At 72.0% G+C, this 25,786-nt stretch carries 24 protein-coding genes and 1 pseudogene; 17 read left to right on the top strand and 8 right to left on the bottom strand.

The window, feature by feature from the left end:
- The first annotated feature begins 65 nt into the window (after positions 1-65).
- From OG792_RS27535 to OG792_RS27520, 4 genes are all read left to right on the top strand, one after another.
- A complete protein-coding gene (locus OG792_RS27535) occupies positions 66-1,136 on the top strand; it encodes a Gfo/Idh/MocA family oxidoreductase (RefSeq protein ID WP_329103702.1) in 1,071 nt (356 codons plus the stop codon).
- A gap of 56 nt (positions 1,137-1,192) precedes the next feature.
- A complete protein-coding gene (locus OG792_RS27530) occupies positions 1,193-1,609 on the top strand; it encodes a CBS domain-containing protein (protein ID WP_329103700.1) in 417 nt (138 codons plus the stop codon).
- A 246-nt stretch (positions 1,610-1,855) separates the two neighbouring features.
- Entirely contained in the window at positions 1,856-2,230 is a 375-nt protein-coding gene (locus OG792_RS27525; protein WP_329103697.1) for an SCP2 sterol-binding domain-containing protein, read from the top strand.
- Entirely contained in the window at positions 2,227-4,344 is a 2,118-nt protein-coding gene (locus tag OG792_RS27520) for an amylo-alpha-1,6-glucosidase (protein ID WP_329103695.1), read from the top strand. The genes OG792_RS27525 and OG792_RS27520 overlap by 4 nt, the downstream gene beginning before the upstream one ends.
- Before the next feature lie 20 nt (positions 4,345-4,364).
- Here the strand turns inward: OG792_RS27520 and OG792_RS27515 are convergent, their stop codons facing one another.
- The 7 genes from OG792_RS27515 to OG792_RS27485 form a co-directional block, all read right to left on the bottom strand.
- Positions 4,365-4,625, bottom strand: coding sequence for a hypothetical protein (locus tag OG792_RS27515; RefSeq protein ID WP_329103693.1), 261 nt, complete (start codon positions 4,623-4,625; stop codon positions 4,365-4,367).
- A 173-nt stretch (positions 4,626-4,798) separates the two neighbouring features.
- Positions 4,799-6,880, bottom strand: coding sequence for an amylo-alpha-1,6-glucosidase (locus tag OG792_RS27510; protein WP_329103691.1), 2,082 nt, complete (start codon positions 6,878-6,880; stop codon positions 4,799-4,801).
- Entirely contained in the window at positions 6,877-7,251 is a 375-nt protein-coding gene (locus OG792_RS27505; RefSeq protein WP_329103689.1) for an SCP2 sterol-binding domain-containing protein, read from the bottom strand. Before OG792_RS27505 ends, OG792_RS27510 begins: the two co-directional genes overlap by 4 nt.
- 53 nt (positions 7,252-7,304) lie before the next feature.
- Positions 7,305-8,558 carry an MFS transporter gene (locus OG792_RS27500; protein WP_329103686.1) on the bottom strand — a complete coding sequence of 418 codons (1,254 nt, stop codon included), beginning with the start codon at positions 8,556-8,558 and terminating at the stop codon, positions 7,305-7,307.
- Between the two features lie 341 nt (positions 8,559-8,899).
- Positions 8,900-9,592, bottom strand: a complete 693-nt coding sequence (locus OG792_RS27495) for an ABC transporter permease (RefSeq protein ID WP_329103685.1) — start codon at positions 9,590-9,592, stop codon at positions 8,900-8,902.
- Positions 9,593-9,674: 82 nt separating this feature from the next.
- Positions 9,675-10,520 carry an ATP-binding cassette domain-containing protein gene (locus OG792_RS27490; RefSeq protein ID WP_329103683.1) on the bottom strand — a complete coding sequence of 282 codons (846 nt, stop codon included), beginning with the start codon at positions 10,518-10,520 and terminating at the stop codon, positions 9,675-9,677.
- Positions 10,517-10,855, bottom strand: coding sequence for a PadR family transcriptional regulator (locus OG792_RS27485; protein ID WP_329103681.1), 339 nt, complete (start codon positions 10,853-10,855; stop codon positions 10,517-10,519). Before OG792_RS27485 ends, OG792_RS27490 begins: the two co-directional genes overlap by 4 nt.
- 200 nt (positions 10,856-11,055) lie before the next feature.
- Here OG792_RS27485 and OG792_RS27480 point away from each other — a divergent pair, with 200 nt between their 5' ends.
- Genes OG792_RS27480 through OG792_RS27470 form a run of 3 tightly spaced genes read left to right on the top strand, consistent with a single transcriptional unit; the run spans position 11,056 to position 13,233 of the window.
- Positions 11,056-11,580 carry a hypothetical protein gene (locus OG792_RS27480; protein WP_329103677.1) on the top strand — a complete coding sequence of 175 codons (525 nt, stop codon included), beginning with the start codon at positions 11,056-11,058 and terminating at the stop codon, positions 11,578-11,580.
- 19 nt (positions 11,581-11,599) lie between these two features.
- On the top strand, positions 11,600-12,415 hold the full coding sequence (locus OG792_RS27475) for an alpha/beta fold hydrolase (protein WP_329103675.1): 816 nt from the start codon (positions 11,600-11,602) through the stop codon (positions 12,413-12,415).
- A 35-nt stretch (positions 12,416-12,450) separates the two neighbouring features.
- Positions 12,451-13,233 carry a lysophospholipid acyltransferase family protein gene (locus OG792_RS27470; RefSeq protein ID WP_329103673.1) on the top strand — a complete coding sequence of 261 codons (783 nt, stop codon included), beginning with the start codon at positions 12,451-12,453 and terminating at the stop codon, positions 13,231-13,233.
- Positions 13,234-13,357: 124 nt separating this feature from the next.
- Here the strand turns inward: OG792_RS27470 and OG792_RS27465 are convergent, their stop codons facing one another.
- The gene (locus OG792_RS27465) at positions 13,358-13,765 is read right to left on the bottom strand and encodes a VOC family protein (RefSeq protein ID WP_329103671.1); all 408 of its coding nucleotides are present in this window, start codon (positions 13,763-13,765) and stop codon (positions 13,358-13,360) included.
- Positions 13,766-13,880: 115 nt separating this feature from the next.
- Between OG792_RS27465 and OG792_RS27460 the strand changes: the two genes are divergently transcribed.
- From OG792_RS27460 to hpnH, 10 genes and pseudogenes are all read left to right on the top strand, one after another.
- The gene (locus OG792_RS27460) at positions 13,881-15,254 is read left to right on the top strand and encodes an MGDG synthase family glycosyltransferase (protein WP_329103669.1); all 1,374 of its coding nucleotides are present in this window, start codon (positions 13,881-13,883) and stop codon (positions 15,252-15,254) included.
- 30 nt (positions 15,255-15,284) lie between these two features.
- On the top strand, positions 15,285-16,127 hold the full coding sequence (locus OG792_RS27455; protein ID WP_329103667.1) for a DMT family transporter: 843 nt from the start codon (positions 15,285-15,287) through the stop codon (positions 16,125-16,127).
- A 170-nt stretch (positions 16,128-16,297) separates the two neighbouring features.
- Entirely contained in the window at positions 16,298-17,590 is a 1,293-nt protein-coding gene (locus OG792_RS27450; RefSeq protein ID WP_329103665.1) for a squalene/phytoene synthase family protein, read from the top strand.
- Positions 17,587-18,480: a presqualene diphosphate synthase HpnD gene (gene hpnD / locus OG792_RS27445; protein ID WP_329103663.1), complete on the top strand. Its 894-nt coding sequence runs from the start codon at positions 17,587-17,589 to the stop codon at positions 18,478-18,480. The genes OG792_RS27450 and hpnD overlap by 4 nt, the downstream gene beginning before the upstream one ends.
- Positions 18,477-19,826 (top strand): hydroxysqualene dehydroxylase HpnE, encoded by a 1,350-nt coding sequence (gene hpnE, locus OG792_RS27440; protein WP_329103661.1) that lies wholly within the window; start codon positions 18,477-18,479, stop codon positions 19,824-19,826. The genes hpnD and hpnE overlap by 4 nt, the downstream gene beginning before the upstream one ends.
- Entirely contained in the window at positions 19,823-20,872 is a 1,050-nt protein-coding gene (locus OG792_RS27435) for a polyprenyl synthetase family protein (RefSeq protein ID WP_329103659.1), read from the top strand. Before hpnE ends, OG792_RS27435 begins: the two co-directional genes overlap by 4 nt.
- Positions 20,872-23,079, top strand: coding sequence for a squalene--hopene cyclase (gene shc, locus OG792_RS27430; RefSeq protein ID WP_329103657.1), 2,208 nt, complete (start codon positions 20,872-20,874; stop codon positions 23,077-23,079). Before OG792_RS27435 ends, shc begins: the two co-directional genes overlap by 1 nt.
- Before the next feature lie 53 nt (positions 23,080-23,132).
- Positions 23,133-23,567: pseudogene (locus tag OG792_RS34840) on the top strand (5'-methylthioadenosine/S-adenosylhomocysteine nucleosidase family protein); the annotation flags it as partial.
- 90 nt (positions 23,568-23,657) lie between these two features.
- On the top strand, positions 23,658-24,614 hold the full coding sequence (ispH, locus tag OG792_RS34835) for a 4-hydroxy-3-methylbut-2-enyl diphosphate reductase (protein ID WP_442932507.1): 957 nt from the start codon (positions 23,658-23,660) through the stop codon (positions 24,612-24,614).
- A complete protein-coding gene (hpnH, locus tag OG792_RS27420; RefSeq protein ID WP_329103653.1) occupies positions 24,611-25,618 on the top strand; it encodes an adenosyl-hopene transferase HpnH in 1,008 nt (335 codons plus the stop codon). The genes ispH and hpnH overlap by 4 nt, the downstream gene beginning before the upstream one ends.
- The last annotated feature ends 168 nt before the right edge of the window (positions 25,619-25,786 follow it).

Raw genomic sequence — 25,786 nt, 5'->3', positions numbered from 1 at the left:
CACCTAAAAGGCAATAACAAGGGGCCCTTCCTGCCGTTTCCGGCGAGCGCTGTTTAATACCGATCATGAGTACGGACACAAGCACTGACCTGCGGGTCGGCATTCTCGGATACGGCATCGGTGGACAGCGGTTCCATGCCCCGCTGGTGGCGGCGACGCCGGGCCTGTCGGTGGCGGTGATCGTCACGAGCAGCCCGGAACGCGCCGACCGGGCGCGGGCGGACTATCCGGGGGCGCGGGTGGTGCCGACCGCCGACGACCTGTTCACGCTCGCCGACCAGCTCGACCTGGTGGTGGTCAGCACGCCGAACCGGACCCACGTGCAGCTCGCCCTGCGGGCCATCGAGGCGGGGCTGCCGGTGGTGGTCGACAAGCCGTTCGCGCCGACCGCGGCGGACGCCCGGCAGGTGGTCGAGGCGGCGGCACGGGCCGGCGTCGGGCTGACCGTGTTCCAGAACCGGCGGCTGGACTCGGACTTCCTGACCGTACGCGGGGTGCTGGCGTCGGGACGGCTGGGCGAGGTCTACCGCTTCGAGTCGCGCTACGACCGCTGGGTCCCGACGCCGAAGGAGAACTGGCGCGAGTTCGGCGACCCGGCCGAGGCCGGTGGGCTGCTGTACGACCTCGGCGCGCACATCGTCGACCAGGCGCTGCAACTGTTCGGCCCGGTCGCCCAGGTGTACGCCGAACTCGACCGCCGCCGGCCGGGGGTGCGGGTGGACGACGACACCTTCGTCGCGCTGCGGCACGTCAACGGGGTGCGTACGCACCTGTGGGCGTCGGCGCTCGCCGGCACCCGCAACCCGCGCTTCCGGGTGCTGGGCGACCGGGCCACCTTCACCAAGTACGGGCTGGACGTGCAGGAGCCACAGGTGCTCGCCGGCAAGCGGCCCGGTGACCCGGGCTGGGGGATCGAGCCGGCGGAGAACGCCGGGGTGCTCGGGGTGAACGACACCATCGAGACGGTACCGACCGAGATCGGCCGGTATGAGCTGTTCTACGCCGAGGTTCGGGATGCCCTGCTGGGGCGCGGCGAGTTCCCGGTCGACCCGGCCGGCGCGGTGGAGGGCCTGCGGGTGATCGAGGCGGCGTACGCGTCGGCGACGCAGGGCCGGGTGGTCGTGCTCGACCACTGAGGTGTCGGGGGTGGTCAGGCGGGTAGACGGCAACCGCCGACAGAGAGAGGAGCACCATGACGACCGTCGGAGAGTTCATGACGACCCGGTTGGTGACCATGGACGGCACCGACACGCTCACCGCCGCGGCCCAGGAGATGCGGGACAGCGCCATTGGCGATGTGATCGTGACCAGTGGGGACGCGGTGATCGGCATCGTCACCGACCGTGACATAACGGTACGTGGGGTGGCCGATGGGCTGGACGTCACCAGTGCGACGCTCAGCCAGATCCTGAGCAACGACGTCGTCACGGTGACCCAGTACGACGATGCCGTGGCCGCCGCCGACCTGATGCGGACCTACGGCGTACGGCGGCTGCCGGTGATCGAGGAGGGCCGGCTGATCGGGCTGGTCTCGCTCGGCGACCTGGCGGTGGAACGGGAGCCACAGTCCGTACTCGCCGACATCAGCGCCGACGACCCGAACAACTAGCGCGACCAGCACAGTTCGTACCACGTACCACGTACCACGTACCAATGACGACAGGCCGTGACCGCGCCGATCCCCGTACCGGGAGTCGGCGCGGTCGCGTCGTGCGCCCACGGCCGCGCGGTGGCCGGTGTGACGGCTGTTGCCCGACCCGTCGAACCTCACCCCCGGCGGAGGATGACCGGCCACCGGAGTGTGCGCGACGCTGCGGTGACGTGGGCTATTCGTGCGGCACCCGAGGAGGAACCGATGGCAGATCCGACCGCCGACTTCTTCGACGGCCTCGGCCATCGCGGGCCCGAGCCGCTGCTGACGAAGGTCCGGGGCACGGTCCGGTTCGACCTCGGACACCGGGACGGGACCGACCACTGGGTCCTGGTGATGAGCGAGGGGAACATCAGCGCCAGCCGGGGGGAACGGCCGGCGGACTGCGTGATCAGCACCCAGCTCCAGTTCTTCGACAAGGTGACCCGGGGCGAGGCGAACCCGATCGCGGCGCTGCTCCGCAACGAGATCACCGTCCAGGGAAACCTGCTGCTGTTCCACTACTTCCAGCGGCTCCTGCCGGGTCCGCCGGGCGCGCACGACCCCCGTGAGCTGGTCCGGGAGAGGAGGCAGAAGTGACCGACAACATGGTGAGCATCCTCGACGGCAACACCTTCCTGGTCAGCGACAGCCGGGGCGACATCGACCCGTCGCCGACGTTCCCCACCGGCCTTTTCTCGTTCGACACCCGGTTCCTGTCCCGCTGGGAACTCACCATCGACGGGGAACGGCTCAACGCCCTGTCCATCGACGACCTTCAGTACTACGAGACCCGGTTCTTCCTGGTGCCCGGCGAGCCGACGCACTACGTCGACGCGAAGGTGTCGGTGGTCCGGCAGCGGACCATCGGCGGCAGCTTCGACGAGCAGCTCACCGTGCTCAACCACCAGGGCGAGCCGGTCGAGCTGACCATCCGGATGGAGGTCGGGTGCGACTTCGCCGACCTGTTCGAGATCAAGGACGTACAGGAGAAGGTCGGTGCGGCGCAGGCGTACGTCGAGCAGGGGCGGCTGCGGCTCAGCTACCGCCGGGACACCTTCCGGCGCGAAACGTTCATCACGTCCAGCACCCCCGCCGAGATCGACGAGCACGGGCTGACCTTCCGGGTACGGATCCCGGCGCACGCCGAGTGGACCACCACCCTGCACGTGGAGACCATGGTGGAGGGCGCCGGCGGACGCGACCTGCGGCTCGGACTGATCAGCCACACCAGCCGGGTCAGGACCCAGATGCAGCACGACCTGGCCCAGTGGGTCGACCGCGCGCCGAAGCTCGCCTGCGACTGTGAACCGCTCGGCGACACGTACGAGCGCAGCCTGGTCGACCTCGCCGCACTGCGCTACACCCCGCTCTCCTTCGAGTCGAAGGTGCCGACCGCCGGCCTGCCCTGGTTCATGACCCTGTTCGGCCGGGACAGCATCTTCACCTGCCTCCAGTCGCTGCCGTTCACCCCGGAACTCGCCGGCCCGACGTTGCAGATCCTGGCCATGAAACAGGGCACCAAACTGGACGACTTCCGGGACGAGGAGCCGGGCAAGATCCTGCACGAGCTGCGGTACGGGGAGTCGGCCGCGTTCGAGGACCAGCCGCACTCGCCGTACTTCGGGGCGGCCGACTCGACGCCGCTGTTCGTGATCCTGCTGGACGAGTACGAGCGCTGGACCGGCGACGTGGAACTCGTCCGGCGGCTGGAGCACGAGGCACGCGCCGCACTGCGCTGGATCGACACGTACGGCGACATCATGGGCAACGGATACCTCTGGTACGAGCGGCGCAACGGCCGCAACGGGCTGGAGAACCAGTGCTGGAAGGACTCCTTCGACGCCATCTCGTACCGGGACGGGCGGCTGCCGTCGTTTCCCCGGGCCACCTGCGAGCTACAGGGGTACGCGTACGACGCGAAGATGCGCGGGGCACGACTGGCCCGCCGGGTCTGGCACGACCCGGTCTTCGCCGACCGGCTGGAGCAGGAGGCGATGGACCTGAAGAGCCGGTTCAACCGCGACTTCTGGGTCGAGAACGGCGAGTACTACGCGCTGGCGCTGGACGCCGAGGGCGGCCAGGTCGACGCGCTGTCGTCCAACATGGGCCACCTGCTCTGGAGCGGCATCGTCGACCCGGACCGGGCCGGCAGGGTGGCCGAACACCTGCTCGGGCCCCGGCTCTTCTCCGGCTGGGGGGTACGCACCCTGGCCGAGGGCGAGGGTCGCTACAACCCGGTCGGATACCACGTCGGCACGGTCTGGCCGTTCGACAACTCGTTCATCGCCTGGGGGCTGCGCCGGTACGGCTTCGACGAGGAGGCCGGTCGGATCGCCGAGGCGATCATCGACGCGTCGCAGTACTTCCGGGGCCGGCTGCCGGAGGCGTTCGCCGGCTACGACCGGGTGCTGACCAAGTACCCGGTCCAGTACCCGACGGCGTGCAGCCCGCAGGCGTGGTCGACCGGTACGCCGATGCTGCTGCTCCGTACGATGCTCGGCCTCGAACCGCACGACGAGCATCTGGTGGTCGACCCCGCCCTGCCGAAGGGGATGGGCCGGCTCGAACTGCTCGACATTCCCGGCCGCTGGGGCAAGATCGACGCGTTCGGCCGGGGTCGGGTCGACATCCACCACGAGCAGGAGGCCGTCGACCTGGAGAGCGACCGGTCGACCCAGCCGTTGGTGCAGGCGCTGCCGGACGGCCGGTAGCGGCCCCGGACCCGGTGGCGTCAGCTCCAGGTACGGCCGGCGCGCAGCGGACGCTCGCTCCAGTACACGAACCGTTCGGCGAGCTGCTCGTCGGTCAGCGCCGGCAGGTCCTCGCGGGCCTGCCGCAGCAACAACCGCAACTGCCGGCCCAGCCCGGCCGGATTGCCCTGGTAGAGGTACTTCAACTGGTGCTTGCGGACGATGCACGGCCACTCCTGGCCGCAGGCCCGGCAGGACCAGTCGGGTCGGGCGGGTACGTGCACCGCCGGCACCTCGGTCACCGTGCCTGCCCTGTGCGCACCGCTCGTGGGCGACGGATCGCGTCGCGCTCGTCCTCCATGACCCTCATCCCGATCCGATCGACGTCTGACCTGGGTCAAACGGAAACTGGCAGGTTGGCGTGACGGTAACCGCTGTCGCGTCCCCACCCGTGGAACAGTCGTATTTCCGGCAGTTATGCGGGACCGTCGTGATTGGTCGGGTTGGTCGCCGGCTGGGCCGTGGTATGCAGTCGACCCCGCCCGAACGCGTCGATCCGTCCCCACCGGCCCGGTATCCCGAGCAGTTCGATCCGGCCCAGACTGGCCGGCACCGCGGGCCGCACGGTCAGCCCGTCCTCCTGCGGTTCGAGGCCGAGCATCGTACGCAGCAACAGCAGTGGCGTACCGGCCGACCAGGCCTGCGGGCTGCACGCCGTCGGGTACTGCACCGGGTACGTGGTCAGCTCCCGGTCGTAGCCGGCGAACGCCTCCGGCAGCCGGCCCTGGAAGTACTTCGCCGCGTCGATGATGCTCTCCGCGATCCGGGCCGACTCTTCGGTGAAGCCGTACCTCGCCAGACCGGAGGCGATGATCGAGTTGTCGAACGGCCAGACCGTGCCGACGTGGTAGCCGAGCGGGTTGTACCGACCGTTGCCCTCGGCGAGCGTACGCACACCCCAGCCGGAGAACATTCTCGGACCGAGCAGGTGCCGGGCCACCAGCGCCGCCCTGTCGTGATCGACGATCCCGCTCCAGAGCAGGTGTCCCATGTTCGAGGCGAGCCCGTCGACCTGCCGGCCCTCGCCGTCGAGCGCGAGCGCGTAGTACTCCCCGTCCTCCACCCAGAAGTCGCGGTTGAAACGCACCTTCAGGTCGGCCGCCTCCCGCTCCAACCGGTCGGCGAGTGCCGGGTCGTCCCAGAACTTGCGGGCCATCCGGGCACCCCGGATCTTCGCGTCGTAGGCGTACCCCTGGATCTCGCAGGTGGCGCGGGGGAAGCCGGGCAGGGTGCCGTCACGGAAGCAGATGGCGTCCCAGGAGTCCTTCCAGCACTGGTTCTCCAGGCCGTTGCGGGTGTTGCGGCGCTCGTACCAGACGTAGCCGTTGCCGAGCAGGTCGCCGTGGGTGTCGATCCAGCGCAGGGCCTGCCGGGCCTCGTCGGCCAGTTCGCGGACCAGGGCCGTGTCGCCGCTCCAACGTTCGTACTCGTCCAGCAGGATCACGAACAGCGGGGTCGCGTCGGCCGAACCGTAGTACGGCGAGTGCGGCTGCTCCTCGAACGCCGCCGACTCGCCGTAGCGGATCTCGTGCAGGATCTTGCCGGGCTCCTCGTCGCGCAGGTTGTCCAGCCGGGCCCCCTGGAGGTCGGCCAGGGTGCGCAGGGTGGGCGGGGCGATCTCCGGGATGAACGGCAGCGACTGCAAACAGGTGATCATGCTGTCCCGGCCGAACAGGGTCATGAACCAGGGCAGGCCGGCGGCGGGCAGCTTCTCCTTGCGCAGCAGACCGGTGTAGCGCAGCGCGGCCAGGTCGGTGATGCTGCGCTCGTACGAGTCGTTCAGCGGCTCGCAGTCGCAGGCCAGGTGTGGTGCCCGCGCCATCCACTCGTCGAGCCGGCGCTGCATGTCGGGCCGTCCCCGTCCCCGCTGCGACGTCGGCAGTTCCGCCGCGGCCGAATCGTCCGCGCTCGGGAAGAGCGTGACCACCCGCAGGACCGTGGTCCACTTGCCGTGCGGCTCGACCCGGATCCGGAAGGTCATGCCCTGCTCGTCGATCTCGGCCCCGCTGCTGGCCGAGATCACCGTCTCTCGGTAGAAGGCGTCCCGCCGGTAGCTCAGCCGCAGCGTGTCGTCCTGCACCCGGGTGGTGATGTCACCACGCTTCGGCAGCAGGTTCTTGATCTCGAACAGGTCCGCGAAGTCGCTGGCGATCTCCATCCGTACGGTGAAGTCGACCGGCTCCTCCTGATGGTTCAGTACGGTCAACCGCTCCTCGAACCCGCCACCGACCGTACGTTGCCGGATCACCGAAGCCTTCGCGTCGATGTAGTGCGTCGGCTCGCCTGGGGCGAGGAAGAAGCTGGTCTGGAAGTACCGCAGGTCGTCGACGGAGAGCGAGTGCAGGTGCTCGCCGTTGATGGTCAGTTCCCAGCGCGCAATGAACCGGGTGTCGAGGGCGAACAGGCCGGTGGGAAAGGTCGGCGACGGGTCGATGTCGCCGTTGCGGCTGCTCACCACGAAGGTGGCGCCGTCGAGGATGCTGACCGGCTGGCTCACCGGGTGTCCCGCTCCCGGACCAACCGGCGCGGGTCGACCGCGTCCGGAGCGGCCGGAAAGAACCGTCGGAACATCATCAGCAGCGGGATGTTGCCCTCAAGGACACAGTCGGTACGGATCATCGCGGAGATGACGTTGGCGTCGCCGGTGGCGAACCGGTCGAACAACTCCCCGGCGACGTGCACCACACAGTCGGCGTCCCGCCGGTCCTGCGAGACCGACATGTTGCCGTGGTGCATGGAGACGAACCAGTGCTCGATCTCCGCCCCGTGGCGCAGGTCGAACCGCAACGTGCCGTGGGCGCGCCTCGGCAGCAGGTCGGGCGCGCGTTCGCCGAGCCCGTGGAAGAAGCTCGTGGTGACCTCGCTCATCGCGTACTCCTCCTCGTAGGAAGAAGCATCACCCGGTACGCCCGGCGGGCACATCACCCGGAGGAGGTGAACCCGTCGCCCGTCGCCTCGTTGCTCGTTGCCCCGTCGCCCGTTGCCCCGTCGCCCGTTGCCCCGTTTCCTCGGGCCCGTCGTCCGAGCAGTAGGAGCAGGCCGCTGGCCATGGCGGCGGCGACCGGGGCGAGCACGAAGCCGACGGTCACCCGTCCACTGGTGTCCAGCAGCGCACCGTTGACCGCCGCACCGGCGGCGTTGCCGACCGAGAAGGCGGTGGCCGCCCAGGCGAACGCCTCGGCGACGGTGCCGACCGGGGCCACCCGGTCGATCGCCACGAACGCGACGGTGAGCAGCGGCGGCAGCGCGAGCCCGCTGACCGCCATCAGCACCAGCATCGCGGGCGGGGCCGGGGTGAGCAGCAGGGGCAGGTAGCCGGCCGCGAAGACCGCCGTCGCCCGGGGCAGGGTGGCGTACCGGCGCAGGCCGGCGAAGCGTACGTAGAGCAGCCCGCCGACGAGTGCGCCGGTGGCCTGGGCGGCGAGCAGCCAGCCGGCCCAGGATCGGGCCCCGGACACCTCGGCGTAACCGGTCGCGGCCACCGTCACGCTGCCCACCCCGGCCCCCACCAGCACCAGCGCGCCGAGGATCAACCGGAGCCGGGCGGCGCGCAGCGGGCCGGCCCAGTGCCGTACGGCCGGCTCGCCCCGCCACCGACGGACCGCGCCGGTGGTGGCGAACCAGGCGGTGCCTCCGGCCTGGAACAGCGCGGCGGCGGCCAGGCCACCGGCCGGGCCGACCAGGCCGACCGCGCCGAGGGTGACCACCGGGCCGAGAATGAAGATCGACTCCTGGACCGCGATGTCCAGGGTGTACGCGGTCTGCACCTGGTGGGCCGGGAGCAGGCCGCGCCAGAGCACCCGCAGGCACGACTCGAACGGTGGCGCGCCCACCCCGGCCAGCGCGGCGGCGAACACGGTCACCGGCAGGCTGATGTGCGCGGCGGCGAGCGCGAAGCCGATGGTGGAGACGACCATCGACAGCCACAGCACCGGCGGTTGCCGCCACCGGTCGGCGACCCGGGCCAGCATCGGCTGACCGATCGCCATGCCGGCGGTGTACGCGCCGACCAGCAGCCCGGCCACGGTCAGCGACATCGTCTCGCGGGCGAAGATCAGCAGGGCCAGTGGTGCCGCACCGAGCGGGATCCGGCCGAGCAGGCTGGCCGCCAGCACCCGGGCGGCCTGCGGCGCCCGCAGCACGGTCAGCGCGGAGGTGTTCGCCGGGGCTTCCATCGGTGCTTGCGTCGGCGGTGCCTGCACGGGCGGTGTCGGGCGTGCAACGGTGTCGGAGTTTTCGGGCATGACGGGACGCTCCCGGATCGGGCGAGGGGGACCGGACGATGATCGGTTCGGCGAACCCGTCAGGGAGCGAAGTCTGCGCGGTCGTGGTCGTTGCCGTAGAGCGGCAGCGCGGGCGTGATCCAGCACCGGTAGGCGGCTGCGGTCGCGTCGAGCGGGATCACGCCCGCAATCGTATCGGTGTGGCGGCCGAGCGGATCGGACTGAACCTTCGGACGGCCGAGCGGATCGGACCGAACCCTCGGACGGCTCAGCGGATCGGACCTTCGGACGGCTCAGCGGATCGGACTGAACCTCAGGTGTGCGCGCTGCCGCAGCCGGAACCCGGAGGCGAGCGCGACCAGGGCGGTGAGCGCCACCGCGAAGACCACGCCGTGCACCAGGCCGCGGGCCAGGTAACCGCCGTCGGTGTGGTCGACCGCGTACGTGCCGATCTCCCGGCTGGCCCAGAACGGCAGGAACCGGGCGGCGGTCCCGGCCGGGTCGAGCATCATCTGCAACCCGAACACGATCAGCAGGACCAGGGTGCCCTCCAGCTCACGCGGCAGCACGGCGCTCAGCAGCAGCCCGAACGGCGCCGCGGTGGCCACCGTGAGCAGCATGATCAGGGCGATCGCGCCGTACCGGACGTCGTGCTGGTCGAACCGGACGAGCAGGAAGTACGGCACCGAGAGCCCGAGGCCGACGATCCAGAGCGCGAGCAGCCGGCCCAGGTGCAGGTGGTACGCCCGGTAGCCGGAGAGCCGCAGCCGGGGTTCGATCTCCCGGGCCGCACTGCCGGCGAACAGGGCGGCGGTGCTCAACGCCCAGCCCAGCCCCAGGCAGACGAACCGGATCGACTGGCCCAGGTGGTCGCCGCGCCGGCTCAGATAGAACAGCAGCGGCAGCACCAGCAGAATCACCAGCACCGCCCGTCGCCGCACCATCTCCCGCAGTGCCATCTCGGCAACCGTCAGCAACTTGATCATTTCGTTCCGTCCCCGCCGCTCGTCCGGTTTTTCTCGCTCGACCCGTTTCCGCCGCTCATCCGGTTTTCTCTGTTTCCGCCGCTCATCCGACCGGCTGCCGGGACGGGCTCAGGTCGAGCACGGTGTCGACCCGGTCGAGCTGGTTGAGCAGGTGGGTCACCACCACGATCGCCTTGCCGGCCGCCCGCCAGTCCCACAGCTGGTGCCAGAAGTCGAGGTAGGTGCCCCGATCGAAGCCCTGGTAGGGCTCGTCCAGCAGCAGCACGTCCGGGTCGCCGAGCCCGGCCAGCACCAGGTTGAGCTTCTGCCGGGTGCCGCCGGAGAGGTGCCGGGCCTGGGTCGGCCCGGTCGGATCCCAGTCCAGCCCGGCGGCGTGGCGCCGGCCCGCCGACCGCGCCGTGTCGCGGGCCAGTCCACGGCCCGCGCCGACCAGCACAAAATGCTCCTCCGGTACGAGGAAATCGTTGGTCCCGCCGGACTGCGGGCAGTAGCCGATGGTGCCGTGCACGCGTACCTGTCCCCGGTCGGGGCTGGCCAGGCCGGCGCAGATGCGCAGGAAGGTGCTCTTGCCGGAGCCGTTCGCGCCGACCACCGCCGCGATCTCACCCGCCCGTACGGTCAGGTCGAGCCCGGTCAGCACCCGGTGCCGGCGGTAGCGCTTGCTGATGCCGCGCGCCTCCAGTCGTACCGGCCCCGGTGCGGCGCGGTAGACCTGCGGTTGCGCCGCACCGACGCTGTCCGCCACCGCCGCCGCGTACGACGCCGGGGGCCCGAACACCCGCAGTGGCGCCTCTCCGCTGTCGCGCAGGTGGGTGGCCGCCTCGGCGACCACGTGCCCTGCCAGGTCCCGGTCGACGCCGTGCCGGCGCAGTTCGCCGGCCAGGGCGGCCAGCCATCCCTCGTGGTTCGCCGGTTGCTCGTCGCTCACCGCGTGCTCCCCTCCCGCAGAATCGCGCCCACCCCGTCGCTGAACGCGGCCCAGTCGGCGGTGGTTCGGCGCAGCGTCTCGTCGCCCGCGACCGTGATCCGGTAGTACTTGCGGGCCGGGCCGCTCGTGCCCTCCCGCCACTGCGCGCTGACCAGGCCGGTGCGCTGCAACCGGAGCAGCACCGGGTAGAGCGTGCCGCCCTGGATCGGCCCCACCCCGGCCGCGTTCAGCGACTGGGCCAGCTCGTACCCGTACGACTCCCGCCTGGCGAGCAGTGCCAGTACGCAGAGGTCGAGTACCCCACGCAACCACTGCCCCCGCCGTTCCTGATCCACACCAAGCAAGCTAGCACCCCTACCTACCTTGCACCACCACCTACCTTCCTCCCCTTCCTCCCCTTCCTCCCCGCCCCAAGATCCGCACTTAGGTAGAGAAAAGAGTGGCCCCCTCATGGGTGGGGTTGACGGGAGGCGTCAAGTGGTTGACAGTGGGTGTCAAGTGGTTGGTGAGTGGTGTTGAGAGGGGAGGCATTGTGGTGGTGGATCGGAAGCAGCTTGCCGAGCAGCTCGTTCGGGTGCTTGACATCCGGTTGCTCGACCCGCTGGAGATCCTGCTCGACGGGGACGACAGCGTTGCGGCGCTGCGTACCGTGGTCCGGATCCGGGCGGCGACCTGGGCGGACCGGATCGTCGACGGCGACGACCGGACCGCGATCGGCACGATCATGCGGGTGGTGTCGACCCTCTACCCGGACGACGGGCCGTTCGAACCGCCGCTGGACTGGTGGCGCACCCCGCTGGGCCGGGCCGTCAGCCGCCGGGTCGGCCACCCCACGGCCCCAGCCATCTCGTACGCGGTGGCCGGCGCGATGCTCGGCATCACCCGACAGGGCGTGCACGATCTGGTCAACCGGGGGCGGTTGGCCCGCCACCCGGACGGCGGGGTGGTGCCCGCCTCGGTCCGGGACCGGCTGCTCCACCTCGACGGCCAGGCCGACCGCGCCCACCTCGACGGCCAGGCCGACCGCGCCCACCTCGACGGCCAGGCCGGTCATGCGTGACGCGACGGGCGGGTCGGGCGTGGGTGATGTGATCGTGGCGGGCGCCGGGGTGCCGCTCGCCGTACGGGACTTCGGTGGGACCGGGTCGCCGGTGGTTCTGCTGCACGGGGCGGGCGGCAGCCTGGCCGACATGGAGGCGCTGGGCGGGGAGCTGCGGTCGGCGTACCGGGTGGTGACGATGGACCTGCGCGGACACGGCCGGTCCGGCGACGGCCGGTGGACCACGGACGCGGTCCTTGCCGATCTTGACGCACTCGCCGGTGAGCTGGGCCTGGCCGCGCCCGCCATCGTCGGCTGGTCGCTCGGCGGGATGGTCGCCACCGAGTGGGCCCGGCGGCATCCCGAGTGTCCGGGCGTGGTCAGCCTGGACGGCGTGCCGGCACCGACCCGGCCGGACCAACTGGCCGGCCTGGCGCCCGACCACGCGGCGGCCGAACTGGACCGGCTGCACACCGCCTTCGCGGCGATGACCGTCGAACTGGCCCGGTCCGGATCACGCCCCGGTCCGGAGACGGTCGAGCAGGTACGCCTGGCGATGGCATCATTCGACCTGGTCGCGGCGCTGGGGGCGGCGAAATGCCCGCTGCTGCTGGTGCTCGCCACGGCCGATCTTCGGCCGCAGCAGCCGTTCCGGGAGCTGTACGACGCCTATCGGCGGGGCACCTCGGCCGGGATCGCGCGGGCGGTGGCGGTGAACCCGGGGCTGCGGGTGGTCGAGCTGGCCGGGGCGACGCACGGCATGGTCGTCGACCGACCGGAGCGGGTGGCCGACCTGGTCAGGGCGTTCCTCGCGGACCCGAAGGGGGAGCGCGCGGGCGAACCGGCCGGGGCGTGAGTTACCTCGCGATGTGGTCCGGGTAACGTTTGACGATGCCAGAACTCGTGTACCCGCCCGTGATCGCGACCGCCAAGACGCTCTTCCGCGCGCTCGACCTGCGGCTGCGAGTGGAGGGCGGGCAGCACGTGCCCCGCTCCGGTGGCGCCGTGATGGCCAGCAACCATGTCAGCTACCTCGATTTCATTTTCTGCGGCCTGGGCGCCCAGCCGTCCCGTCGGCTGGTCCGGTTCATGGCAAAGCAGGAGGTTTTCACCAACCGGTACGCCGGCCCGCTGATGCGCGGCATGCGGCACATTCCCGTCGACCGGGACAACGGCGCCGGCTCGTACGCGACCGCGGTGAGCGCGTTGCGCGCGGGCGAGGTGGTCGGGGTCTTCCCGGAGGCGACGATCAGCCGCTCGTTCACCCTCAAGGGGACCAAGAGCGGGGTGGCTCGGATGGCTGACACGGCCGGCGTACCGGTGCTGCCGGTCGCGCTCTGGGGCACCCAGCGGCTCTGGACCAAGGGCAGACCGAAGACCCTGACCCGGCGGCACACCCCGATCACGGTGCTGATCGGCGAGCCGCTGGCGCCGGCCGACTTCGGCACCTCGGGTGGGCTGATGGCGGAGCTGCGTCGGCAGCTCACCGCCCTGCTCGACCGGGCCCAGCGGGAGTACCCGGACCAGCCGGCCGGGCCGGACGACACCTGGTGGCAGCCCGCCCACCTCGGCGGCTCCGCCCCCACCCCGGAACAAGCCGCCGAACTAGACGGCGAAACCCCCCGCCGCCCCCGCCGCCCCCAACCCACCCTAATCACCGAACCCGATCACTAACCCCCGCGCCCCCTCGCCCCCCGCCCCCCGTGCCCGCTTCCCCCGTCGATCTAGGACAAATACAGGCTTGTTGATCTCTAATGACCACCATTTGCCCTAGATCGACGAGGTCAGGGGGTGGGGGTCAGGGGTGGGGGTCAGGGGGTGGGGTGGGGTGGAGGAGGTCCCAGCGGTTGCCGTAGGGGTCGGTGAAGATGGCGACGGAGCCGTACGGCTCGTGGCGGGGCGGTTCGGTGAAGTGGACGCCGGCGGCTGTCATGCGGCGGTGGTCGCGGTCGAAGTCGTCGGTGTACAGGAACAGGGCTACCCGGCCGCCGGTCTGGTCGCCGATCCGGGCGGCCTGTTGCGGGGTGGCGGCGCGGGCCAGCAGCAGCGCGGTCTCGGTCGAGCCGGGCGGGGCGACCACCACCCAGCGGGTGCCGTCACCGCGTGGGGTGTCCTCGATCAGGCGGAAGCCGACCCGGTCGACGTAGAAGGCGATGGCCTCGTCATAGTCGCGTACGACGAGGGTAACCAGTCCGAGATGGGGCATCCCACCATGATCGTCGCTCGCTCCGCCGGTCCGGTCACGGGGGGAGCGGGGCAGATATCCGGGCAGAATGCCGATTGCCGAGGATTCTTCGTACCCGGTTCGGGTAGATGGCCGGATGCGATTGATTCGCGGGTGGCGCGGGGCGCGCCCGGCGGCCGAGCCGAACGGCGGCACGCCGAGGCCGGCGACGTGGGACCCGTACGCCTCGGCGGGGGTTCCGTCGGGGCGGCACGGTCTGCCGGAGCGGCCAGCGCGCGTGGTGATCATCTCGGCCAGTGCGGGGGCCGGGCACGAGGGTGCGAGCCGCGAGTTGGCGCACCGCCTCCGTGGCCGGGGATTCGAGGTGGACTGCCGGGACCTGGCGGACATCTTCCCGTACGGGCTCGGCAAGCTGCTGCGCGGCACGTACCACGGGATGCTGAGCAGGTTCCCGTGGATCTACGGGTCGCTGTTCGCCATCGGCTGCAACTTCACCGGCGCCGGCCCGATCACCCGGGCCCTGCTCCGCCCGGTCCGGCCCGAGGTGAGCCGGCTGGTCGGACCGGACACCCGGGCGGTGGTCTCGACGTATCCGATCGCCACCCAACTGCTCGGACCGCTGCGGCGCAAGGGGCAGCTCGGCGTACCGGTCATCACGTACCTGACCGACTTCGCGGTCAACCCGCTCTGGGTCTCGCCCGGGGTGGACGTCTACTGCGCCGCGCACCCGACCAGCCGGGCCCAGGCCCGCGCGCTCGGCGCGACCGAGGTACGGGTGGTCGGCCGGCTCGTCTCCGCCGGCTTCGGCCCCGGCACGGAACGGGCCCGGCGACACGCCCGTGAACACTTCGGTCTGCCGGTGCAGGGGCGACTCGCCCTGCTGGTCGCCGGCTCGTGGGGGGTCGGTGAGGTGGCGACCACCGCCGCCGAGATCGCCCGGACCGGGGTGGCCACCCCGGTGGTCGTCTGCGGGCACAACGAGGCGCTCTACCGTCGGCTGTGCCGCCAGCGGGTGGCCCACGTCTTCGGCTGGGTGGACGACATGCCCGCGCTGCTGCGCGCCGCCGACGTACTGGTGGAGAACGCCGGTGGGCTGACCGCGCTGGAGGCGATGGCCAGCGGGCTGCCGGTCGCCACCTACCGGCCGATTCCCGGTCACGGCCGGGCCAACGCGGTCACCATGGCCCAGGCCGGGATGGTGAGCTGGGTACGCCGGGCCGAGGACCTGGGGCCGACCCTGGTCGAGCTGACCGACGGCGTACGCGGTCGGGAGCAGCGCGAGGCCGGGCTGGAGCTGTTCGAGTCCGATCCGGCGCGGGTGGTGGCCGACATCGCCCGTGGGGTGGAGGCGCTGCCGAACCCGTTGCCGAGGCCGTCGTCGCGTAGCCGGGGGCGGCGCGGTCGCCGGGCCCGGCGCGCCGGTGTCCTGGTCTGCCTGGCGGTCGCCGCCCTGAACTGGTACGTCCACCATCACGCCCAGCAGCCCACTCCACCGGGACGGCGCAGGTGAGGTCGAGCCCGCGCGGTACGGGCTGATCCGATGGCCCTCCTCGCGGTCCTGCTGGGCCTTGCCTCGGCGCTGTTCTTCGCGTTCAGTTCGGCGCTCGAACAGCACGCCGCCAAGCAGGAGAAGCCGACCAGGGCCGGCGACCCCCGGCTGCTGATCCGGTTGCTGCACCGGCCGCTCTGGCTCTTCGGCGGCATCCCGGACGTGATCGGCACCGGGCTCCAGGCGGTCGCGCTGCGGTTCGGTCCGCTGGCGCTGGTCGAGCCGCTGCTGATGAGCGGCCTGTTCATGGCGATTCCGCTGGAGGCGGCGCTGGAGAAGCGCCGGCCGCACCGCAAGGACCTGATCCTGGCCGGGGTCGGCATCATCGGGCTGGCCGCCTTCCTGGTCACCGCGAACCCGCGGGCCGGGGTGTCCCAGCCGTCGACGATGGCCTGGCTGGGCGTCGGCGGGGTGGTCGGCGGCCTGATCGCCATCTGCCTGCTGGTCGCCTGGCGGACCAGGGACGCCCACCGGGGCACCCTGCTCGGCATCGCCACCGGCCTGCTGTACGCGGTCGCCGCCGCGCTGCTGAAGACGATCAGCGAGGACCTGACCAAACACCCGTGGACGCTGCTCGCCCACTGGCACGTCTACGCCCTGTTCCTGGTCGGACTGGCGGCGCTGATCCTGAACCAGAACGCGTACCAGAGCGGGCCGATCGCCGCGCCGCTGACCGCGATCACCCTGCTCGACCCGTTCGGCGGGATAGTCATCGGAGTAACCGCGTTCCACGAGACGCTCTCCACCGACGGGCCCCGGTTGGTGATCGAGATCATCGCCGTGATCTTCATGATCGTCGGGATCTCGCTGGCCAGCACCACCCGTTCGAAGTAGCCCGGCCCGATCGGAACCTGAAACAGACTTCGCCGGCCTCACCGTCCAGGCCGGTGAAGTTGGGTACGCTCAGTCACGACTACTTAGCGCGAGTGATGGGTTACTGACATCTGGTGCGGCGGTCCCGGCCGGCTCGCGTCGACAGGTGGACTCTGCGCGAGAGGCTGCATGTGCTCGAATTGACCGGCAACGTCTCCAGCCAGCCGCCAGGGGACCCAGCCGCCCGGCCATCCGGAGACCCGTCCGCGCTGCGGCGGATCCCGGACACCGCGCTGTCCGGCGAGAACTTCCCGGTCGCCCTGCGGATCCTGCCCGGCACCATCCGCCGGCACCTGCTGGCGCTGTACGGGTACGCGCGCTATGTGGACGATCTCGGCGACGAGCCCGTGGGCGACCAGCCCGCACCGGTGCGCGGCCGCGAATCGGCGCGCGGCGGGGAACCTGGTCGCGGCCGGGGACCGGCGTACGGCCGGGAGCCCGCGCGTGACCCGGTCAGCGAACCTCCGCGTGATCCCGGCAGCCAGCCGCCACGGGACCCGAACAGTCCACCCGCCCGCGACCCCGGCAGTCCACCCGCCCGCGACCCCGGCAGCCTGCCGCCGCAGGACCCGACCAGCCCGCCCGCCCGCGACCCGGCCACCGGCCACCGGTCAGCCGGGCACTACGACACCCCGGCCGGCCACTACGACACCCCGGCCGGCCACTACGACACCCCGGCCGGCCACTACGACACCCCGGCCGGCCACTACGACACCCCGGCCGGGCACTACGACACCCCGGCGGCCCGGTCGGCGGCGCTGCACCGCTTCGAGGACGAGCTCCGGGCCATGTACGACGGCCGACCACCGACCCATCCGGTGCTGGTAGCGCTCGCCCCGACGGTGGCCGACCGCCGGCTGCCGATCGAACCACTGCGCCGGCTCATCGCCGCCAACCAGCGCGACCAGGTGGTACACCGCTACGACACCTACGACGACCTGGTCGACTACTGCCACCTCTCCGCCGACCCGGTCGGTGAACTGGTGCTGCACGTCTTCGAGGCGCAGTCGGCCCGGCGGATCGCCCTGTCCAACCGGATCTGCACCGCGTTGCAGGTGGTCGAACACCTCCAGGACGTCGCCGAGGACTACCGCCGGGGGCGGATCTACCTACCCGCGACCGACCTGGACCAGTACGGCGTGGCGCCGGACGACCTGGCGGCGCCGTACGCCAGTGACGGGCTGCGGGCGGTGATCCGGTTGCAGGCCGTACGGGCCGGCGCCGCGCTGGACGCGGGTGCGCCGCTGGTCGGCGCGTTGCACGGCTGGGCCCGGTTGGCGGTCGCCGGCTACCTGGCCGGCGGGCGGGCCGCGCTGGCCGCCCTAGCCCGCTCCGACCACGACCCGCTGAGCCGGGTGCCCCGGCCGACCCGGGCCGGCACCGCCGGGCAGTGGCTCAAGACGCTGATCGCGAGGCCCGGATGACCGCCCCGGGCCGGACCGCCGGCTCCCTGCTGGACCGGGCCTACCGGGAATGTGAGCGGATCACCCGCACCGAGGCCCGGAACTTCTCGTACGGCATCCGACTGCTGCGCCCGGAGCGGCGCGGCGCCCTCTGCGCGGTGTACGCGGTGGCCCGGCGGATCGACGACATCGGCGACGGTGACCTGCCGTCGGCGGCCAAGGTGGCCCGGCTGGACCAGGTCCGGGCCGCGCTGCACCAGTTGCCCGAGGCCGGCGGCGACCCGGTGCTGCTCGCCCTGGCCGACGCCGGTGACCGGCTGCCGATCCCGCTGCCCGCGCTGGACGAACTCGTCGACGGCTGCCTGGCCGACGTCAAGGGCACCACCTACGACACCTTCGACGACCTGGTCGGCTACTGCCGGCAGGTGGCCGGCTCGGTCGGCCGGCTCTCCCTCGGCGTCTTCGACGTCCGGCCGACCGTGTCCCGCGACGTCGCCAGCGAACTGGCCGACACGCTCGGCATCGCGCTGCAACTGACCAACATTCTCCGGGACATCGTGGAGGATCGCGGCAACGGCCGGATCTACCTGCCGCGCGAGGACCTGGACCGGTTCGGCTGCACCCTGGCACCCGCGCTCGACGGCGGCCTCGCCGACCCGTCGGACCGGCTCGCCGGCCTGGTCCGCTGGCAGGCCCAGCGGGCCGAACGCTACTACCGCACCGGACTGCGGCTGCTGCCGCTGCTGGATCGGCGCAGCGCCTCGTGCGTCGCCGCGATGGCCGGCATCTACCACCGGCTGCTGGCCCGGATCGTCGCCGACCCGCTGGCGGTCACCCGGCGCCGGGTCTCGCTGCCCGGCTGGCAGAAGGCGTACGTCGCGGCACGGGCGATGACCCGGAGCAGCGCGTGAACGGCGACGAGGTGTGCGTCGTCGGTGGCGGCCTGGCCGGGATCGCCGCCGCCCTGCGCCTGGCCGACGCCGGGGCACGGGTCACCCTGCTGGAGGCCCGGCCGGAACTGGGCGGGGCCACCTACTCGTTCCGCCGCGACGATCTCGTGGTCGACACCGGCCAGCACGTCTTCCTGCGCTGCTACCACGAGTACCGGCAACTGCTCGACCGGCTCGGTACGACCGGCGGAGCGCGTCTACAGGACGTGTTCGCGGTGCCGATCCTGCGCGTCGGCGTACCGCCGCACCTGCTCACCCGTACCCGGCGGCTGCCGGCACCGGCGCACCTGCTGCCGGCACTGGTCAACTACCGGCCACTGCGGATGGGGCAGCGGTTGGCCGCGATCCGGGGCGCCGCCGCGCTGCGTACCGTCGACCCGGACGACCCGGCCAACGACGACATCAGCTTCGGCGACTGGCTCACCGGGCACGGGCAGGACGCGCCGACCGTACGGCGGTTGTGGGAGCTGATCTGCGTCGCGGCGCTGAACGCGCCGCCGCACCGGGCGTCGCTCGCGCTGGCCGCGCGGGTGTTCCGGACCGGGCTGCTCGACCGGGCCGACGCCGGTGACATCGGCCGACCCACGGTGCCGCTGTCCGAACTGCACGGTGAACCCGCGCGGGCGCTGCTGCGCCGCGTCGGCGGCACCGTGCACACCGGGGTCAGGGTGCGCGAGATCGCCGCCGACCGGGGCCGGTTCCGGGTCAGTGCCGACGGGGTACGGCTGAGCGCCGCGGCGGTCGTGCTGGCCGTCCCGCACCCGCAGGCGGCCCGACTGGTCCCGACCCAGGCGGCACCCGACCGGGAACGTTGGGCCGGGCTCGGCGCGGCGCCGATCGTCAACGTGCACGTCCGCTACCGGGAGCGGGTCACCGACCTGGAGTTCGCCGCCGCGCTGGACAACCCGGTGCAGTGGGTCTTCGACCGGACCCCGCCCGGCGCCAGTGGCCAGTACCTGGTCACCTCCATCTCGGCGGCGGAGACCGTACTGCGGACGCCGTCGGCGCAACTGGGCCGGGGCCAACTCGCCGCGCTCGCCGACCTCTTCCCGGCGGCACGGCGGACCCCGGTACACGACGTGTTCGTCACCCGCGAGCCCCGGGCCACCTTCCGGCAGGGGCCCGGTACCCGCCGGGACCGGCCGGCGGCGGGTACCCGGCTGCCGGGGATGGTGCTGGCGGGAGCGTGGACCGACACCGGATGGCCGGACACGATGGAGGGCGCGGTACGCAGCGGCCGGCAGGCCGCCGACGTCGTGCTCGCCCATCTCGGGTCGAGATCGAGTACGACGGAGGCGCTGAGATGACCATGACCTTGCCTGGCTTCCTGGCCGAGGTGGACACGCTCGTGCAGCCCGAGATCCGGGCGGCGCTCGACCGGATCGACGAACGCACCCGGTTGACCGCCGGCTACCAGCTCGGCTACTGGGACGCGCAGGGGCAGCCGACCACCCGTGGCGGTGGCAAAGGGCTGCGACCAGCCCTGGTACTGCTCTCCGCGCGGGCCGCCGGCAAGACCGCCGAGGACGCGCTGCCCGGCGCGGTGGCGGTGGAGCTGGTGCACAACTTCTCGCTGCTGCACGACGACGTGATCGACGGGGACGCCGAACGCCGGCACCGGCCGACCGCCTGGGCCGCGTTCGGCATCGGCCCGGCGATCCTGGCCGGCGACGCGCTGCTCAGCCTCGCCGGTGACGTCCTGTCGGCGATGCCGGGGCACGGCGGCACCTGGGGGCTGCGTTACCTGAACGCGGCGGTGCGCCGGCTGATCGCCGGCCAGGCCGCCGACGTGGCGTTCGAGCACCGGGACACGGTCACCCTGGACGAGTGTCTGACCATGGCCCGGGACAAGACCGCGGCCCTGCTGTCCTGCTCGGCGACCCTGGGCGCGGTGCTCTGCGGTGGCCCGCCCGCGCTCACCCTGGGCCTGGCCCTGTACGGCGACCGGCTCGGGCTGGCCTTCCAACTCGTCGACGACCTGCTCGGCATCTGGGGCGAACCGGCGGTCACCGGCAAACCGGTCCTGTCCGACCTGGTGGCGCGGAAGAAGTCGGTGCCGGTGGTCCGCGCCCTCACCGCCGGCGGTACGGCCAGCGACCAGCTCCGCGAGCTGTACGCCACCCCGGGCGAGCTGTCCGGCTCCGACCTGGCCCTGGCCGCCACCCTGATCGAGGAGACCGGGGCCCGGGACTGGACCGAGAAGGAGGCGGACCGGCTGCTCACCGAGGCCCTCGCCGAACTCGACCGGCTGACCGAACTCGGCACGACCGGCGGGCCGGACGCGAACACGCTGGCCGACGTACACCGGGAACTGGTGGAGATCGCCCGGTTCATGACCGGCCGGGACCACTGATGGCCACCACCCGCTCGTCCACCGGGGCCGACGCCGTTCCCGTTGCCGAGCCGGCCGTCGACGGGGCGGTCGAACTCGGTGTCGAGCACGCCGTCGACCTGGCCGTCGCGGAGGCGGTCGACTCGGCCGTACTGCCGAGCATCGGCTCGGTGGGCGGCGTCGCGCCGGGACTGCCGGGGGAGCCGGCCGGTGACGTCGACTCGGCCGGAGCCGATCGGCGGGAGCGGCTGGTCGCCGGGCTCGACCGGGCACGCGAACACCTGCTCGCCGCCCAGCAGCCGGGCGGCTGGTGGCAGGGGGAACTGGCCACCAACGTGACCATGGAGGCCGAGGACCTGCTGATGCGGCAGTTCCTCGGGATCCGCACCGACGAGGAGACCGAGGCCACCGCCCGGTGGATCCGGGGTCGGCAGCAGGGCGACGGCAGCTGGGCCAACTTCCACGGCGGACCGGGTGACCTGTCCACCACCATCGAGGCGTACGCGGCGCTGCGGCTGGCCGGGGACCAGGTGGACGACGACCACCTGCGCCTGGCCCGCGAGTTCGTGCTCGCCCACGGCGGCATCGAACGCAGCCGGGTCTTCACCCGGATCTGGCTGGCCCTGTTCGGCGAATGGTCCTGGGACCGGATCCCGGCGGTCCCACCGGAGGTGGTGCTGCTGCCGTCCTGGGTGCCGCTGAACATCTACGACTTCGCCTGCTGGGCCCGGCAGACCATCGTGCCGCTGTCGATCGTCCGATCCCTGCGCCCGGTCCGCCCGCTCGGCTTCGCCCTGGACGAGCTGCGCACCGGCGTCCGTACGGCACCGGTCACCTCGCTGCGTACGCGTACCGGCTGGTTCCAGCGGCTCGACGGGGTGCTGCGCGGTTACGACCGACACCCGGTGCGGGCCGTACGCCGCAACGCGCTGCGCCGGGCCGCGGAGTGGATCATCGCCCGGCAGGAGGCGGACGGCTCCTGGGGCGGTATCCAACCACCGTGGGTCTACTCGCTGATCGCGCTGCACCTGCTCGGCTACCCGCTCGACCACCCGGTGCTGCGTACCGGGCTGGCCGGACTGGACCGGTTCACCGTGCGGGAGGCCACCCCGGACGGTGAACTGCGCCGGCTGGAGGCGTGCCAGTCCCCGGTCTGGGACACCGCGCTCGCGGTGACCGCGCTCGCCGACGCCGGCCTGCCGGGCGACCATCCGGCGCTGGTCCGGGCCAACCGCTGGCTGCTCGACGAGGAGATCCGGGTCGGCGGCGACTGGGCGGTCCGCCGGCCGGACCTGCCGCCGAGCGGCTGGGCGTTCGAGTTCGACAACGACGGCTACCCGGACACCGACGACACCGCCGAGGTGCTGCTGGCGCTGCGGCGAAGCGACGGCGACCCGCGTACGCCGGAAGCCCTGGAGCGGGGCGAGCGGTGGCTGCGCGGGATGCAGTGCCGCGACGGCGGCTGGGGGGCGTTCGACGCCGACAACACCCGTACGCTCGCCCGTGAGCTGCCGTTCTGCGACTTCGGTGAGGTGATCGACCCGCCCACCGCCGACGTCACCGCGCACGTGGTGGAGGAACTGTGCGCCCGTGGACCGTCCGACTCGGCGGCGGTCCGGCGCGGGGTGGCCTGGCTGCTGCGGGCCCAGGAACGCGACGGCTCCTGGTTCGGCCGCTGGGGCGCCAACCACGTGTACGGCACCGGCGCGGTGGTCCCCGCACTCGTCGCGGCGGGCCTACCGGTCGACGACCCGGTGCTGGTACGCGCCGTCGGCTGGCTGCACCGGGCGCAGAACCCGGACGGCGGCTGGGGTGAGGACATGCGGTCGTACCGGGACCGGTCCTGGCGGGGCCGGGGCGACTCGACCGCGTCGCAGACCGCCTGGGCGCTGCTGGCCCTGCACGCCACCGGAGCCGGCGACGGTGAGCCGGCCCGGCGCGGCGTCGACTGGCTGCTGGCGACCCAGCGCGCCGACGGCGGCTGGGACGAGCCGCAGTACACCGGCACCGGCTTCCCCGGCTACTTCTACATCAACTACCACCTCTACCGGCTGGTCTTCCCGATCAGCGCCCTCGGCCGCATCCTGACCACCCTCCCCACCGGTGCCGGTGCCGGTGCTGCGGCCCTGGCCGCCGTCGGCGCGGCCAGCGGTGCTGCCACCGCCGCCGACCCGGCTGCCGGTGCTGTCGCCGCCGACGGCTCGGAACCCGTCAGGGGGCGTGGGTGACCGGGCTCGGCGAACGCATCGACCGCTCCGGCGACTGGGTGCTGTTCGCCCCGATGCGGATGGAGGCGCACGCGTTACGCCGGTCGCTGCCGGCGGACGTGCCGCTGCGGCGTACCGGTCGAGGGTTGCTCCGGGCCACCCGCGCGGCCGCCGGCTACGGTGGCACGTCGGCGCTCGCGGTCGCCGGTATCGCCGGTGGCCTGGACCCGGCGCTGCGGCCGGGTGACGTGGTCGTCGCCACCGAGGTACGCCGGGACAGCCGGACCGGGGACGAGCGCCTGGCCTGCCCGTCCGCGCCGATGCTCGCCGCCGCGCTGCGCCGCCACGGGCTGACCGTGCACCTGGGACCGGTGGTGAGCTGTGACCGGCTGATCGACGGCGCCGACCGGGAACGGCTGGCCGCCACCGGCGCGCTGGCCGTGGACACCGAGTCGTCCGCGCTGCTCGCCGGCCCACCGGACCGACCCACCGCCTGCGTACGGGTGATCGCCGACGTGGCACCGGAACCGCTGTTCCGGGCCGCCACCCTGAATCGGATCGCCACCGCGCTGCGGGTGTTGACGCTGGTCGGGCCGGCACTGACCGAGTGGGCGGCGGCGACCACCGTACGGGAGGTGGTGCTCGCCTCGCCCCGGTCGTTCTGCGCCGGGGTGGAACGGGCCATCGCCGTGGTCGAGCAGGCCCTGGACCGGCACGGTGCACCGGTCTACGTGCGCAAGCAGATAGTGCACAACACCCACGTCATTGACGACCTGCGGCGGCGCGGTGCGGTGTTCGTGGACGAGTTGACCGAGGTGCCGGACGGCGCGGTCACCGTCTTCTCCGCACACGGCGTCTCCACCGAGGTACGCGAAACCGCCGCCACCCGTGGGCTGCCGGTGATCGACGCGACCTGCCCGCTGGTGACGAAGGTGCACAACGAGGCGCGCCGGTTCACCGGCCAGGGCCGTACGGTGCTGCTGATCGGTCACGCCGGACACGAGGAGACCGAGGGCACGCTCGGCGAGGTGCCCGGCGGGATCACCCTGGTGCAGAGCCCCCGCGAGGCCGAACGGGTCGAGGTGGCCGACCCCGGTCGGGTCTCCTACCTGGTGCAGACCACCCTCGCGGTGGACGAGGTGAGCGGGGTGCTGGACGTACTGCGCCGCCGCTTCCCGGCGCTGACCGGGCCCTCCTCCGACGACATCTGCTACGCCACCACCAACCGCCAGGTCTCGCTCCGGGCGATCGCCGACGATGCGGACCTGGTGCTGGTGGTCGGCTCGGCGAACTCCTCGAACTCACTCCGGCTGGTCGAGGTGGCCAGCCGGGCCGGCACCCCCGCCCACCTGGTCGACGACGTCGGCGCGGTGGACCTGCGCTGGCTCGCCGGTGCCCGCACCGTCGGCGTCACCGCCGGGGCGTCGGCTCCACCGCACCTGGTCGACCAGACCGTCGAGGCCCTGGTCGGGCTGGGTGCGCGGGCCGTACGGGAACGCACGACCAGTACCGAAGATGTGCATTTCACCCTGCCGAAGGAGAAACGTCCGCGATGAGTATGCCGTTGCGTCAGAGCATCCGGGTCGGCCGCTACCTGATCGGGCAGAAGCTGCGCCGTAAGCAGTATTTCCCGCTGCTGGTGGAGTTGGAGCCGCTGTTCGCCTGCAATCTCGCCTGCGCCGGCTGTGGCAAGATCCAGCACCCGGCCGACGTACTGAAACGGCGGATGCCGGTGGAGCAGGCGGTCGGGGCGGTGATGGAGTCCGGGGCACCGATGGTCTCGATCGCCGGTGGCGAGCCGTTGATGCACCCGCAGATCGACGTCATCGTCAACGAGCTGGTCAAGCGCCGCAAGTTCGTCTTCCTCTGCACCAACGCGGCCCTGCTGATCAAGAAGCTGGACAAGTTCCGGCCGTCGCCGTACTTCTCCTTCGCCGTGCACATCGACGGCCTGAAGGAACGGCACGACGCCTCGGTCTGCAAGGACGGCGTCTTCGACGAGGCGGTGGCGGCGGTCAAGGAGGCGAAGCGGCGCGGCTTCCGGGTCACCAGCAACACCACGTTCTTCTCCACCGACACCCCGCAGACCGTGATCGAGGTGCTCGACTACCTCAACGACGAACTCGCCGTCGACCAGATGATGCTCTCCCCGGCGTACGCCTACGACAAGGCGCCGGACCAGGAACACTTCCTCGGGGTGGAGGAGACCCGGTCGATGTTCAGCAAGGCGTTCGCGGACGGCCGGCGGCGCAAGTGGCGGCTCAACCACTCGCCGCTGTTCCTGGACTTCCTTGAGGGCAAGGTCGACTTCCCGTGCACCGCCTGGGCGATCCCGTCGTACTCGCTGTTCGGCTGGCAGCGCCCCTGCTACCTGATGAACGACGGCTACACCAAAACGTACAAGGAGCTCATCGAAACCACCGACTGGGAAACCTACGGCCGGGGCCGCGACTCCCGCTGCGCCAACTGCATGGCCCACTGCGGCTACGAACCCACCGCCGTCCTAGCCACCATGAACTCCCTAACCCAATCCATCCGAGCCCTCCGCTCCGCCTCCTAACCCCTCCCGCCTCCCTCCCCCTCCCCTCCCTCGCGCGCGTCGGCGTCCCTCCTGCGCGTCGGCGTCCCTCCTGCGCGTCGGCGTCCCTCCTACGCGTCGATCTAGGGCATATGGGGGCTAGTGGATCTCTAATCACACGTATTTGCCCTAGATCGGCGAGGACTGGGG

Source organism: Micromonospora sp. NBC_01699, from assembly GCF_036250065.1.
Classification (GTDB): Bacteria; Actinomycetota; Actinomycetes; order Mycobacteriales; family Micromonosporaceae; genus Micromonospora_G.
Note: the sequence above shows the minus strand (reverse complement) of the source record. Positions and strands in the feature narration are given on the sequence as shown.

What these genes read in the sequence shown, in the direction of transcription:
- hpnH (WP_329103653.1), top strand. Translation starts at nt 24,611, where the DNA reads ATGAGTATGCCGTTGCGTCAGAGCATCCGGGTCGGCCGCTACCTGATC.
- OG792_RS27530 (WP_329103700.1), top strand. Translation starts at nt 1,193, where the DNA reads ATGACGACCGTCGGAGAGTTCATGACGACCCGGTTGGTGACCATGGAC.
- OG792_RS27495 (WP_329103685.1), bottom strand. Translation starts at nt 9,592, where the DNA reads ATGATCAAGTTGCTGACGGTTGCCGAGATGGCACTGCGGGAGATGGTG.
- OG792_RS27435 (WP_329103659.1), top strand. Translation starts at nt 19,823, where the DNA reads ATGACCATGACCTTGCCTGGCTTCCTGGCCGAGGTGGACACGCTCGTG.
- OG792_RS27535 (WP_329103702.1), top strand. Translation starts at nt 66, where the DNA reads ATGAGTACGGACACAAGCACTGACCTGCGGGTCGGCATTCTCGGATAC.
- OG792_RS27455 (WP_329103667.1), top strand. Translation starts at nt 15,285, where the DNA reads ATGGCCCTCCTCGCGGTCCTGCTGGGCCTTGCCTCGGCGCTGTTCTTC.
- OG792_RS27460 (WP_329103669.1), top strand. Translation starts at nt 13,881, where the DNA reads ATGCGATTGATTCGCGGGTGGCGCGGGGCGCGCCCGGCGGCCGAGCCG.
- OG792_RS27470 (WP_329103673.1), top strand. Translation starts at nt 12,451, where the DNA reads ATGCCAGAACTCGTGTACCCGCCCGTGATCGCGACCGCCAAGACGCTC.
- OG792_RS27465 (WP_329103671.1), bottom strand. Translation starts at nt 13,765, where the DNA reads ATGCCCCATCTCGGACTGGTTACCCTCGTCGTACGCGACTATGACGAG.
- hpnD (WP_329103663.1), top strand. Translation starts at nt 17,587, where the DNA reads ATGACCGCCCCGGGCCGGACCGCCGGCTCCCTGCTGGACCGGGCCTAC.
- OG792_RS27525 (WP_329103697.1), top strand. Translation starts at nt 1,856, where the DNA reads ATGGCAGATCCGACCGCCGACTTCTTCGACGGCCTCGGCCATCGCGGG.
- OG792_RS27500 (WP_329103686.1), bottom strand. Translation starts at nt 8,558, where the DNA reads ATGGAAGCCCCGGCGAACACCTCCGCGCTGACCGTGCTGCGGGCGCCG.
- shc (WP_329103657.1), top strand. Translation starts at nt 20,872, where the DNA reads ATGGCCACCACCCGCTCGTCCACCGGGGCCGACGCCGTTCCCGTTGCC.
- OG792_RS27505 (WP_329103689.1), bottom strand. Translation starts at nt 7,251, where the DNA reads ATGAGCGAGGTCACCACGAGCTTCTTCCACGGGCTCGGCGAACGCGCG.